Origin of the sequence: Lentzea flava (assembly GCF_014648475.1) — a bacterium.
Lineage (GTDB): Bacteria > Actinomycetota > Actinomycetes > Mycobacteriales > Pseudonocardiaceae > Lentzea > Lentzea flava.
On sequence record NZ_BMRE01000018.1, the window covers coordinates 46601 to 59067 of the forward strand.

15 protein-coding genes are annotated in these 12467 nt (G+C 65.7%); 14 read left to right on the plus strand and 1 reads right to left on the minus strand.

All coding sequences use genetic code 11. The features are described from left to right. Positions 1-27: 27 nt before the first annotated feature. The 3 genes from IEZ09_RS21290 (at position 28) to IEZ09_RS21300 (ending at position 2423) form a co-directional block, all read left to right on the plus strand. The gene (locus tag IEZ09_RS21290) at positions 28-822 is read left to right on the plus strand and encodes a VG15 protein (RefSeq protein WP_189255484.1); all 795 of its coding nucleotides are present in this window, start codon (positions 28-30) and stop codon (positions 820-822) included. A gap of 74 nt (positions 823-896) precedes the next feature. Continuing rightward, on the plus strand, positions 897-1397 hold the full coding sequence (locus IEZ09_RS21295; protein WP_189255485.1) for a hypothetical protein: 501 nt from the start codon (positions 897-899) through the stop codon (positions 1395-1397). Positions 1398-1475: 78 nt separating this feature from the next. Beyond that, positions 1476-2423 (plus strand): phage major capsid protein, encoded by a 948-nt coding sequence (locus tag IEZ09_RS21300; protein ID WP_268247638.1) that lies wholly within the window; start codon positions 1476-1478, stop codon positions 2421-2423. A gap of 36 nt (positions 2424-2459) precedes the next feature. Here IEZ09_RS21300 and IEZ09_RS21305 read toward each other — a convergent pair whose 3' ends face one another. Then, positions 2460-2756 (minus strand): hypothetical protein, encoded by a 297-nt coding sequence (locus tag IEZ09_RS21305; RefSeq protein ID WP_189255487.1) that lies wholly within the window; start codon positions 2754-2756, stop codon positions 2460-2462. 206 nt (positions 2757-2962) lie between these two features. Here IEZ09_RS21305 and IEZ09_RS21310 point away from each other — a divergent pair, with 206 nt between their 5' ends. The 11 genes from IEZ09_RS21310 (at position 2963) to IEZ09_RS21360 (ending at position 12461) form a co-directional block, all read left to right on the plus strand. Further along, positions 2963-3181 carry a hypothetical protein gene (locus IEZ09_RS21310; RefSeq protein WP_189255488.1) on the plus strand — a complete coding sequence of 73 codons (219 nt, stop codon included), beginning with the start codon at positions 2963-2965 and terminating at the stop codon, positions 3179-3181. Between the two features lie 4 nt (positions 3182-3185). After that, positions 3186-3608: a Gp19/Gp15/Gp42 family protein gene (locus IEZ09_RS21315; RefSeq protein WP_189255489.1), complete on the plus strand. Its 423-nt coding sequence runs from the start codon at positions 3186-3188 to the stop codon at positions 3606-3608. Positions 3609-3613: 5 nt separating this feature from the next. Further along, complete coding sequence (locus IEZ09_RS21320; RefSeq protein ID WP_229812804.1) at positions 3614-3958, plus strand: hypothetical protein; 345 nt, start codon at positions 3614-3616, stop codon at positions 3956-3958. After that, positions 3959-4258 carry a DUF5403 family protein gene (locus IEZ09_RS21325; protein WP_189255490.1) on the plus strand — a complete coding sequence of 100 codons (300 nt, stop codon included), beginning with the start codon at positions 3959-3961 and terminating at the stop codon, positions 4256-4258. Between the two features lie 93 nt (positions 4259-4351). Then, positions 4352-4684: a phage tail termination protein gene (locus tag IEZ09_RS48290; RefSeq protein WP_502255046.1), complete on the plus strand. Its 333-nt coding sequence runs from the start codon at positions 4352-4354 to the stop codon at positions 4682-4684. Between the two features lie 13 nt (positions 4685-4697). Then, positions 4698-5300, plus strand: coding sequence for a phage tail tube protein (locus IEZ09_RS21335; RefSeq protein WP_189255492.1), 603 nt, complete (start codon positions 4698-4700; stop codon positions 5298-5300). 42 nt (positions 5301-5342) lie between these two features. Next, the gene (locus tag IEZ09_RS21340) at positions 5343-5708 is read left to right on the plus strand and encodes a phage tail assembly protein (protein ID WP_189255493.1); all 366 of its coding nucleotides are present in this window, start codon (positions 5343-5345) and stop codon (positions 5706-5708) included. Positions 5709-5767: 59 nt separating this feature from the next. Next, entirely contained in the window at positions 5768-6100 is a 333-nt protein-coding gene (locus IEZ09_RS21345; protein ID WP_189255494.1) for a hypothetical protein, read from the plus strand. Continuing rightward, positions 6097-9138 (plus strand): phage tail protein, encoded by a 3042-nt coding sequence (locus IEZ09_RS21350; RefSeq protein WP_189255495.1) that lies wholly within the window; start codon positions 6097-6099, stop codon positions 9136-9138. Before IEZ09_RS21345 ends, IEZ09_RS21350 begins: the two co-directional genes overlap by 4 nt. A 76-nt stretch (positions 9139-9214) precedes the next feature. Next, positions 9215-9973: a hypothetical protein gene (locus IEZ09_RS21355; RefSeq protein ID WP_189255496.1), complete on the plus strand. Its 759-nt coding sequence runs from the start codon at positions 9215-9217 to the stop codon at positions 9971-9973. A 4-nt stretch (positions 9974-9977) separates the two neighbouring features. Then, positions 9978-12461: a hypothetical protein gene (locus IEZ09_RS21360; protein WP_189255497.1), complete on the plus strand. Its 2484-nt coding sequence runs from the start codon at positions 9978-9980 to the stop codon at positions 12459-12461. Positions 12462-12467 lie beyond the last annotated feature (6 nt).

The window sequence follows — 12467 nt, forward strand, 5'->3', positions numbered from 1 at the left end:
CAGTACGCCGAAGAGCAGCGGCTGATCGTGGCCGCGCTGGTCGCGTTGGTGTTGCGGGTGCTGTTCCCGTTCCGGGGCTTGGTGATCCTGCCGGGGGTGTGGCGGTCGATTCTTGCCACGCTGTATCCCGCGGTCGAGCAGGCCCGGCGGGAGTCCGCGGAGCTGGGCCGCCGCTACTACGACGCAGAACGCGAACGCCACGGCGGTGAACGTCGTGATATCGATCTGCCGGGCTATGACCCGGAGTGGTTCGACGAGGCGATGCAGCCGGTAGAAGACACGGTGGCCCGCGAGGGCGTCACGGATACGGTGCTGACCGATGTGGCGCACCGCGTTTCCAAGGAGGCGGTTGCCGGCTCGCGCCGCACGGTGCTGCGCGCGGTCGAGAACGACCCGAAAACGGTCGGGTGGGCGCGGATCGCGACCGGCAGGGAAACCTGCGCGTTCTGCCTGATGATGATCTCCCGCGGCCTGGTCCGAAGTCACCGGTACCGCTCGCAACGGGCGGCCGGTTTGCAGACCGACACGACCACGGCGGTCGAGCTGTGGCGGCAGATCGAGCACGCCGACACCGATTCCGAGCGTGAGCGCGCCGAAGCGGCGATGCTCGAACTGATGCACCGCTGGCACACCGGCTGTGACTGTTTGGTCGTGCCGATTTTCGACACGCGGAACTGGCCGGGCCGCGACCAGGCCGCAGCAGCGTTGCAGTTGTGGAAGTCCACGACCAAGGGCAAGCGGGGCCGCGACGCGCTCAACGCCCTGCGCCGCGAGGTCGACAACGGCCGCGTGGATTTCGAGCGGTTCGCCGCCGCGGCCTAGCTGGCAACCCCTCTTTCCCGTTTCTGTGAGCGCCCCTGGTGGGCGCTCTTTTTGTTGCCCTGGAGGCATTTCCTTTGTCCGACACCACGCTGAACGGCGACCAGGCTCCTGCTGTCGAGCAGGACGTGCAGGCGCTTCCGCAGTGGGCACGAGACGCCATCACCACCGCCAACGACCAGGCCGCCCGGTATCGGATCGCGGCCCGCGAAGCGGGCGAGACCGCTCGCGCGGAGGTCACCGCGGAGTTCGAGGAGCGCATTTCCGCGCTCACCGCGGACAAGGACGACATCGCGTTGGAGCTGGGGGAAACCCGGCTCGCGTTGTCGCGTCTGCGGATCGCTTTGGACGCCGGGATTCCCGGTGAGTCCGCTGTGGAGTTCGCCGCGCTGCTCAAGGGCAGCGACGAGGACGAGCTGCGCGATCACGCGGAGAAGGTCAAGGCGATGTTCGGCGTGATCGGCACGCAGCAGCCGGAACGGCCGGTGGACCACTCGCAGGGTCTCGGCCGCGAGGACGTGGCTGCCTCGCCCGCGGAGGCGTTCGGCGCATTCATTCGCAGTCAGCTTCACAGATAAGGACGTTGCACCGCTTTGGCTTTTGAAAATGAGCTTGCGCCGAACACCCCCGCGCGGCACCAGGGACGTCTGGCTTATGTGCCGGACGATCTTCTTCCGCCGACGCTCGTGGGGCCGATTTTTGAGAAGGCGCAGGAAACTTCGCTTGTCATGCGCATGGGTACGCCCATCGAGGTCGACTACGGCGAGACGAGCATTCCCGTCACCACCGCGCGGCCCGAGGTCGGTCAGGTCGGTGTCGGTACCCGAAACCAGGACCGAGAGGGTTACCGCAAGCCGGTGTCCGGTTCGGCGTGGGACACCAAGACGTTCGCTCCGATCAAGTTGGCGACGATCGTCACCGCGTCGGATGAGTTCGTGCGCAAGAACCCGCTGGGGCTCTACACCAAGATGCAGGGCGACCTCGCTTTCGCGATCGGCCGCGGTGTGGACTTGGCTGTGTTCCACGGAAAGCAGCCGATCAACGGTGCTCCGCTGCTGGGCATCGAGGCCAGCAACGTCCTCGCGAACACCCCGAACGTCGTGACGCTTCCGGCGGACCGGCGCGCGTCGGTGTACGAGTCGCTGCTGACCGGCTACGAGATCGTCGTCGAGGACGAGGATTTCACCGCGTGGGCCGTCGACCCGCGTTTCCGCGCTCGGCTCATCCGTGATGGTGCTGAGCGTGATGTGAACGGCAACCTGGTCAACCCGGCGGAGATCAACCTCAACGCGCAGTCCGGCAACATCCTCGGAATCCGTTCCGAGTACGGCCGCGCTGTCGCCGGAGACCTCGGCGCCGCGACCAACTCCGGCATCAAGGTCATCGGCGGCGACTTCTCCAAGCTGCGCTACGGCTTCGCCGACGAAATCCGGGTCAAGGTCTCCGATCAGGCGACGCTGACGGATGGCGCGGGCAACACCGTGAACCTCTGGCAGACCAACCAGGTCGCGTTGCTGATCGAGGTGACGATGGGCTGGATTCTCGGTGAGCCCGACGCGTTCGTGGCATTCAAGCAGGCGCCGCCCACGCCCGTTGCCGCATAGCAGCAGTTTGGTGGATCGGCCGGAGATCTGGCCACGTCAGGACGTATTGATCTCCGGCCGTCGCTTGATACGGCACTTGTACTCGCCCGACAGGTCCCGATCCCACTCGCTAGATCGCTGAAATTCTGTTGATTCAAGCCACCCGTCACAGGCCCGGCTCACCTCCTCGAAGGTCCAATTGGCACTGCCGGTGAAGCGGGTAAACGGCTGATCGCTTGAGGTGTACGCGATCCAGTCGCCGTAGATGTAGCGCCTGGAGATGCCGAATTCAGGATTCGGTTCCGCTCCGACGATCAGGTGGTTCAGCTTCAGCACAGTCGGGCCGGTGGGCATGAACGCAATTGTGGATCGCGGGCACCGCAGGGTCAAATTTTTCCTTGCACAGCAGCGAATTTCGCGTCTGAGCAGAGCTGGAGTAGAGGCTCTGACGTCTTTCGCGCCAACTCCACGTGGACTGGAGGTCCGCGATGGGGCGCACAGCATCAGTTTCGCACAGCACCGACGCTCACGCGTCGGTGCGTTGTTTGGGGGAACTCACTTTGCAGATTCGCATGGAGTCGCCGACCGGCGTCTACGTCTTGGTCAGTGCTCGCAAGGCGGAACGGCTGTACGCCAACGGTTACCTCTACCTCGACGAGCCTGTACAGGCTGACGAGGACGAGGCGGTTGACGAGCAGCCCGCGCTGCCTCTGTCACAGCAGCCACGCAGGCGAGGCCGTCCGCCGAAGTCGGCGACGGCTGACGTGAACGAGGCGTGATCGCATGGCCTACGCCACCGTCGACGATGTCGAGGACCGGCTGGGCCGTGAGCTGGACGACCAGGAAGCACGGATCGTCAACACCAGGTTGAACGACGCGGAGTTGCTGATCCGCAGCCGGATTCCCGATCTGGACGCGCGGATCACCTCCGGTCGGCTCGACGTGATGACCGTGCGCATGATCGAGGCCGAAGCCGTGCTTCGGCTGGTGCGCAACCCCTCTGGGTTCGCCTCCGAGACGGACGGCTCGTACTCCTACACATTGTCGGAGCAAGTCGCGTCCGGCCGGCTAGAGATTCTGGCCGACGAGTGGTCGCTGCTGGGAATCCGCCGCGGTGCCTACGTCATCCGCCCGCTTCTGCGTCCGGCGTTCGATCCGTTCCGGCTTCCGCCGGGACGCTCGGAGTTCGAGGGGTGGCGGGGCTGAGTCTCTTGGACCGCGGACGGGACACCGTTGTGGTGTACCAGGAAATCGTCACCACCGATCGCGACGGCAACACCATCACCAAGGCCGGAACCACCGGTGTGACCACCAGGGCAACCATTCAGCTTCTCGCACAGTCCGGCACCAGCGCCCGGCGTTCCGAACAGGACAACGAGGGTTTCGAGACCGAGTCCGGCTATCGGATGCGGTTGCCTCGCTCGTTCCCATTCATTCTCGGAGCGCAGGCGCGCGTGCGGTGGCGCGGGGCCTGGTGGTCGGTGATCGGTGACGCCCGGATCTACAACGGCTCACCGGCTACCGCTCACGTCGAATACGTCATCAGGAGAACCTGATTGGCCGAGATCTACTACGACATCGCCGACACCATCGCGCATCTTCCCGGCGTGCGCCAGGCGGTGAAGACCGCCGCCGAGACGATCGCGGCCAAGGCCAAGGCCGATCTCGCTTCGCACCGCAAGACGGGCAAGGCCGAGATCGAGGTGGAGCACCGTGACACCGACTCATCCGTGTCCCTGGTGGACGAGGCCGCGGTGTCGATCGAGTACGGCCACTTCGTCGACCTGTCCGAAGCGGACGAGGTCGTGTTCGCCAAGGGCCTCTACATCATTCACCGCGCCGCCGGGCTCATCTAGAAACAGGAAGGCATTCGCGTGGCGTCCCGCCGGATCTCACGGCTTCAGGACGTCGTCCTTCTCCTTCTGCGGCAGGCACTTCCCGGCGTTCAAGTGAGTTCCTGGGGTGCCGATGTCGATCACCGCGTCTTTCCCTACATCAACGTCCGGCGCCTGGGCGGCTTCGGCCGCCATCCCGATTGGCTGGATCGCGCCACCCTCGAACTCACCGTCTATCACGACGAAGGCCTTGTCGCTGCTGAGGATCTGTACCTCGACGCGCGGCATGCGCTGTGGTCCGCGGTGCAGCACCAGACCGTGACTCGCTACGGGCACTTGAGTTCGTGGAAAGAGTCGATGGGGCCGACGCAGTTCGACAGCCCGTGGGACGACACCTGGCGCATTCAGGGCTTGATTCAACTCGGGCTTCGCCCCGCACGACTTTGAGGACTACCCCAATTTGGCACTGAACGACCAGGCTGTCATCACAGCCTCCCGAGGATTTGTTTTCGTCGCCGACCCCGGCACCGCGCGGCCGACACCGGCCCAGGTCAAGGCCTTCGATCCCGAGATCGGCACCATGCAGGGCTGGGAATCGGTCGGCCACACCGCGGACGACGAGCTGCCCGAGTTCGGCTACGACGGCGGATCGACCGAGATCCGCGGCTCGTGGCAGCGCGCGGCGCTGCGCGAGGTGGTCACCGAGGTCCCTGCCGACTATGTGACCGTCCAGCTTTTGCAGTTCGACCGCCTGGCGCTGGGTCTCTACTACAGCGTCACCAACCCCGGCTCAACGGCCGGAGTGTTCGCCGTGCCGGACAACGCGGGCCGTCCGATCGAGAAGGCCCTGTTGATCATCATCGTGGACGGTGGGGTCCGGGTCGGGTTCCACGCCGCGAAGACCAGCATCCGCCGTGACGCCGCGATCTCGATGGACACGGAGAACTTCGCCGCGCTCCCGATCCGCGCCACCTTCCTCAAGGGTCCTGGCGACCTCTACGAGTGGATCAGCGACGACACCGGAGTCAACCCCGCTCCGGCGCCGCCCGCGCAGTCCGGCTGATCGCGTTTCCTGTTGTGTGCCACTGAAAGGGTGTTCTGCTTAGTGTCTGAGGTCTTCACGCTCGAATCGCTGCACGAGGAGCTGGAGAACGAGTTCGCTCCCGTCGCGTTCGAGGCGGGCGGCGAACGGTTCGTGCTGCGCAATCTGCTGCGCTGCAACAAGAAGGAACGCCAGGCCGTGATCGCCCGGCTCAAGGAACTGGAAGCGCTCAACGACACCGACGAGTCCGAGGAACAGGAAGACGCCACGCTCGCCGCGTGCCAGTTCGTCCTGTCCACCGTCACCGACGACAAGCGCGGCGCCCGGCTGCTCAAGGCGATCGGTTCTGACCTGCTGGTCAACATGAAGCTGCTGGAACGCTGGGCGGAGCGTACCCAGCCGGGGGAAGCCACAGCCTCGCCGTCCTGATCGAGCAGCACGGCGAGAGCGTCTTCGCGGATCTTTTGCAGTACTACGGCGTCAATCTCGTGTCGGCACTGCGTGCCGGCTCGGGATTCTCCCCGCGTCAACTCCTGGCGTTGATCCGGCAGCTGCCCGTCGAGTCCCGCACTGCCGCGGGAATGCGCGGCGGGGAGCAGTTCCGCGGCTGGGGACCTGATCGGTACCTGGCCGCGTTGCTTGTCGACGCCGTCACTCAGAACACCTACGCCTTCGTGTCGGCGAACTCGACACGCCGCCCGAAAGCACCCGAGCCGGTGCCGCGCCCGGCGAAAACCACCCGCAAGAAGACCGGGGCATTCGCCGCGATGGTCGCCCGAGCCAAGGCCGCCCGCACTCCCGAGGAGGAACCGCACCAGTGAGCAAGGGACCCGGCGCGCAGCGCAGCGTGGGCAAGGTATCCGTTGACGTTGTTCCGGATACCTCCGAGACCGGCGACCTGCTCAAGCCCAAGCTCGAAGAGATCGAGAAGAAGTACAAGATCAAGCTCCCGGTGGAGCTTGACCCCACGCGCGCCGAAGCCGAGATGGCCGCGCTGCGCAAGCGGCTGGAAGCAAAAGACGTCGAACTCGACGTCAAGCTCAACACCTCCGGCGTGAACCAGCTCGGGCGCCGCGTGACCGCGATGACGCGGCTGCTGCGCAACCTCGGCGCACCGCTGGTCGCACTCGGTCGCTCGTTCGACAACGCGGCCCGCTCGGTGCAGCGCGCGACCGAGCGCGTGATCGAGATGCGCAAGGCGATGGCGGCCGTGGTCGCGCAGACCGCCGTGTGGGTCGTGCAGATGGTCCGCGCGGCGGTCAGCGCGGACAACGCCCGCAACGCCTGGCAGCGGCTCTCTCAGACGATCGCGGCGGTATCGCTTGCCGCACAGCGGATTCCACGTGGGGTGCTGATCGCGCGGGACCTCGCTATCTCGCTCGCCCGCTGGTTGGGTGACAGCGCGAAGTGGACCGAGCGCATGTACGGCGCGATGTTCCGCTACTACACGCTTCTGGGTAACGCCGAGACCGCGGTGAAGCGGCTCGGTTCCGGCATCAAGGGCCTGGGCGCGAACCTCAAGCGGCTGGGTGACCGGAGTTTCTGGGCGGACAAGTTCTACGGCGCGGTGTTCCACGCCTACAGCGCGCTGGGCGCGTTGGAACGCGGGTTCAACCGGCTGCGCAACATCAAGCTCTCCGACGTCGTCAGCGGCGTGCGTCGGCTCGGTTCCCGCTTGGTCGAGGCGGCCCGCTCGGGCGCCGAACTCGGCCGCTCGATCGCCCGCGGCATCGGCAAGGGATTCGACGCCGGAATCCGGGGCCTGGGCAAGGGCATTTCCTCGACGCTGTCCGGGCTCGGGAAGCTGTTCGGCAAGGCTGGAAAGGCTGTCAGCTCGTTCGGCTCCACGCTGGCCGGCTTGGGCCGGACCGGCTGGATTGTCCTCGCGGTCCTAGCGCTCATCGCGCCCGTGGTCGGTCTGGTCGCCGCGGCCATCGCGGCGTTGCCGTCCGCGGTCGCCCTGCTCGGCACGGGCATCGCCGTTGTCGCGCTCGGCATGGACGGGCTCAAGAAGGCCGCGCAGGTCGCAGCCCCGGCTGTGGACGCGCTGAAGGCCTCGATCTCCGCCGCGTTCGCCCGTGACCTGACTCCGGTCTTTCAGCGGATCGCGAACGTGCTGCTGCCCGGCATCCGGGCCGGAATGGTCGGTGTCGCAGAGGGAATCTCCACGGTCGCGAGGTCCTTCGTGGACGTCGTCACGTCCGCGGACGGAATGCGGCAGATCAACACGATTCTGGCCAACACCAAGACGTTCTTCGTCGAGCTGGTGCCGTTCGTCTCCCGGTTCACGACCGCGTTCCTAACCCTGGCGGAGATCGGCTCCAACCGGTTCGGCAGCCTCGCCGCCGGGCTCGGTGAGTGGGCGCGGCAGTTCAACGACATCGTCAACGCCGCGGCGCGAACCGGTGTGCTCGACGCGGCGCTGCGCGGCCTGGGTCAGGTCGTCGGCGCGGTCGGCTCCGCGTTCAACGAGCTGTTCGCCGCGGGTCTGGAATCCGCGGCCCTGCTCGGCGGCCCCCTCGCCGTGCTGATCAAGGGCTTGACGTCGCTGCTGACCGCCTTGATGCCCGTGTTCACCGCGATCTCGGCATTCACCTCGAAATTGGCCGGTGCCGAGCTTGCCGGCATCGGAAAAATCGTAACCGAGCTACAGCCCTCCCTGCTGCTGCTCGCTGATTCTTTTGGTGAATTGGCGACCGGCGCAGCACAGGGCGCGCTTCAGGTTCTCGTCGCCTTGGCGAAAATCGTGAACGGCGTCCTTCTCGCTGGACTGAAGGCGATCCAACCGCATCTTCCGAAGATCACAGAATTTTTTGTGACGCTCGGAACGAGCGTCGGAAATGCGCTGCTCGACCTGTTCACCCAGCTGAGTCCGCACCTGGATCTGCTGAGTGACTATCTGAGTCAGATTCTCGTGGCGGTCATTCCACTGTTGCCGAGCCTGAACGAGCTGGTGACGGTCGGATTGACCGCACTGCTCGATATTCTTCGCCCACTTCTGCCGCTGGTGCTGGATTTGGCGAAGGTGGCGTTTCCGCCGCTCGTTTTCGTCGTCCAGTTTTTGGTTGCGGCGCTCGTTTTCTTGATCGACATGACGTCGGCGCTGACGGCCGAGTTCGGCCGGTTCACCAGTGGGGCGCTCGTCGAGCTGCTTCGCGTCTTCGGCGTGGTCCTCGACGTGGCCAAGTCCACCTGGCCAGGCCTGCGCTTGATCATCGTCGGTGCCATCGAGGCCATCCAGGGCGTGATCGAGGTCTTCGCGGGCATCTTCACCGGCAACTGGTCGCGCGCCTTCGAGGGCGCGAAGCAGATCGCATCGGGCGCCCTGAACGCACTCGTGGGCATCGCCTGGGCCGGAATCAACCTGTTCATCGGCGTTTTCCAGACGATTCCAGGCCAGATCCTCAACAGCCTCGGAAATCTCGGCGGATTGCTGTGGGATTCCGGGCGCCGGTTGATCCAGGGGTTCATCGACGGAATCCGGTCGATGATCGGCGCCGTGCGTAACGCGGGCGCCAACCTCATGTCCGTCCTCCGTAGCTACTTCCCGTTCTCTCCGGCAAAAGCCGGCGCGTTCAGCGGTAAAGGCTACACCACTTTCTCCGGCCGTGCGCTCGTCGACGACTGGGCGAAAGCGATCGAGGACCGGACACCGGTCGCGGTCAAAGCAGTGGACGGGCTCATGTCCGCGTCCAACCTCGCCGCGAATGCCGAATGGCAGGGACACATCAGCTCGGACGAATTCGGCGGAGTCGGCCGTGAGGTCGCCGAAGCCCTGTCCGGCTGGTCGGTGCAGATCGACGCGGCAGGCGTCGCGCGAATGGTGAACAAGACGAACAGGATGAATGCGAGGCGCTGACGTGGACAACACCGAGTGGTACATCGGCGCACTCGGCGCGCTTCGCCGGCTACCGGTCCCTGACCCTGGAATCCGGATGACCCCCGTCCTTTACGGGGGCATCCGGCAAGGCCTCTCCGGCGCCCGCACGATCGACGTCACGGGCGTGCGCATGAGCTACGAGTTCGAGTTCTCCGCGCTGGAACCCGACGAGTGGATGCACCTGGAAGCACTGCGCACCAGGCTCATTCCCGGACCCGTTCGGTTGCTGGACCCATTGCGGCGCAACCGGTTGAGCAGCGAGGCCGCGGCCATGCGGGTGGTCGGCACGCGCTACGGCGGCGTTACCGCCACGGCGGGCCTCACCGAACGCGGCGCCGGGTTCCCTGTGCCGCTCGGGGTCGATCACCTGGTGTGGTCCAACCGGCCGGAGCAGAGTCAACTGCTGTTCGACACCACCCGCCGCACCGCCGTGCTCCCCGGCGAGACCATCACCGGCTCGGTGTACGTGCGCAGCCTGCCCGGCGTCACCAGCTCGGTACGCCTGGGCTTTCGGCACTACCAGCTCGACAACTCCGCCCTAGCCCCGGTCTTCACAGAAACACCGGTCCCCGGTGAGTGGACCCGGCTGACGATCACCAGCACGGTGCCCGCGGACGCGGTCACGGTCGAGCTGTTCCTGCGGGGCATGGACGCCAACACATTGAGCGTCGCCGCACCGCAAATCGTGCCCGGCGTCGAGCCGGGCGTCTGGGAGCCCGGCGGAGGCGCCCCCACGGTGACCGTCGACTCACTCACCCACGTGTCCCCGATCTACCCCATCTCGACCGTGTCCATGACGTTGACGGAGGCCTAAGAACTTGCAGACCCACGGCGGCAGCGCGGCAGACGCGGCGATCACCGCGACCGAGCGCTACTTCCGAGTGGACCTCAGGGTCGACTGGGCACGGGACGGCAAGTACCAGCACCCGCTGTCGGACCTCAGCCCGTTCGTGACCAAGGTCGTCACCGATCGCGCCTTCAAAGGCGGCTTGCCCGAGGAACTGTCCCTCGTGGAAGGCGCGGGAGCCGCGGAGCTGGATGTCGATCTGCAAGGAGAGTTCGGCGGGCAGCAACTCGACTGGATTCTCAGCCCCTACAACGGCCGCTCCCAGCTCTTCCAGTGGGACTTGGTCGGTGCAGAGCTTCGGTACCGGCTCGGCATCGACACTGTGATCGGGACCGTCTGGTACGACCAGTTCGTAGGGACGATCAGATCGATTGTCACCGACCGCGGCCCCGGCGAAGCACGGCTGTCCGCGCTCGATCGTGTCGAACTGCTTCGTGTACCGGTGAGGTTTCCTCGTTGGGCGCTGTCGGAGTTCTGGCAGGTGCGCGGCTCCGAGAAGATCCAGCACGCGGACGGGCAGTGGGTGATCGACCACTGCCTTCGGCACGCCGGAGTTTCCCCGACACCGTGGCGGCCCACCCGCCGCGAAGACATGGGCGTCGCTCGCTGGAAACCCGGTGACGGAATCCGTGAGAACACCCAACTGTGGATCACCGGCAACGGCTCGTACTTGCCCACGATCGGCTGGCTCGACAACTTCAACGCCTGGACGCTGCCCAAGGACGACGCCGGAGAGCTGTACTCCGCGGACGCACCACTGCATCCGGCGGCCCCCGCCGGCTCGCCCAAACAGCAATCGTTCCGGGTACTGCCGGACACGTTCTACAAGTACTGGTACGGCGAACGAACCCTGACGCACCCCAACGGCCGCACGGTCGTGTCGTTCACGCTCAACACCAGCGGCCCGGAATGGGACCGCTACAAGAAGTTCGAGCGGTGGAACGACATCATCTACATCTGCCTCGGGGCCTCCTACGAGATCTTCGTGTCGATCGGGCAGCAAGGCAAAGTCTGGACGACCTTCGCACACAAGCCGAACAAGAACCATCCGTTCGAGCAGTACTGGCCCGGACCGGCGCTCACGATCCCCGACGAGCCGAACCCGCGGATCACCGTCGTCTGGGACCCATTCGCCGACCGCGGCGTCTCCGCCTATATGCAGGCCGGCTCCGCCCGTAGCGGAACGGACTGGTCCGTAGTCGGAACCAAAATCGACTTCCTCAACTACGACCACCCGCTCACCGGCCTGGTGCACGTCAACCCCGCCGTCTCGATGAGCGACATCGCGGTCAGCAACGCCCTCAACGAAAGGGGCAAACCCCCGAGCAACTTCCTGGGCTGGGCAGGACAGCCCGCGAAGTACACGGCGGTGCTCGACCGCAGCCTCAACCGCCTTTCCCACATGCCAGCCCGGCACAGCGACGACGCGTGGGAAGTCATCGCCGATGTGGCGTCCGCGGAGATGGGCGCGGCGTACTGGGACGAAAGCGGTGTCTTCCGCTTCCTCAACCGGGACACCTTGGACACCAAGGCAAAGCAGATCGTCCGGAAGCTGACGCTCGACGAAGTGACCGGGTTGAAGCTGGAACACACGGTGGACTCGATCCGCAACATCTACAGCATCGAGACCACACGCAAGATCGCGGGCGCCGGACGGATCTTCGAGGCGCACAGCGTCGACGAGTTCTTCATCCCGCGCGGAGAAGCGCGGCGCTACCAGTTCTCCTTCGATGACGTGGTCTGCCCCGACCCCGGCTACGTATGGCGGGCGACGACCAACCCCGACAACACCCAGATCGACCCGAAGTACGGGACGCGCTACATCGTGTGGGGCGACTTCGCCGAACACGCCTACATCGTCCAGTTCTGGAACACGGGCGGAAACGGGCGCTGGCAAGAAAACGACGGCGCCGTGGACGGCGTCGACATCCTCTGGAACTTCGACTTCGAGGGCAACATCATCGCCGGGATCTTCAACGGCTACGGCGAAGACGCCCGGCTCGTCGCCAACGGCACCAACCAACCAGCGCTCCGCGTGTACGGCACGAAGATCTACGACAACGGCAGACGCACCACCGAGTACTCCGATGCCACATCGGTCAACCGCTACGGCGGGCGGAACCTGCGGCTGGCCGGCAACTGGATTCAACCGCCCTACAACGCCACGGGCCTGATTACCCGGCTGCTTGCGAAGACGTCACGGCCCATCCCGTTCACGGACGCCATCACCATCGCCGGAGACCCGCGCTTGCAGCTCGGCGACACCTTGAGGATCAGCGATGACCAGGGCTACGGAGCCCAGATTGATGTGCAGATCCAGGGCATCCGCCGCGAATGGTCCGTCGACGACGGCCTGGCGGACACGCTCACCGTCGAAACCATCCTCCCGCCGCGCACCGGCCTGTGGGACTCGCCCGCCTTCAGCAGGTGGGACACGACCCTGATTTGGAGCTAACAACGA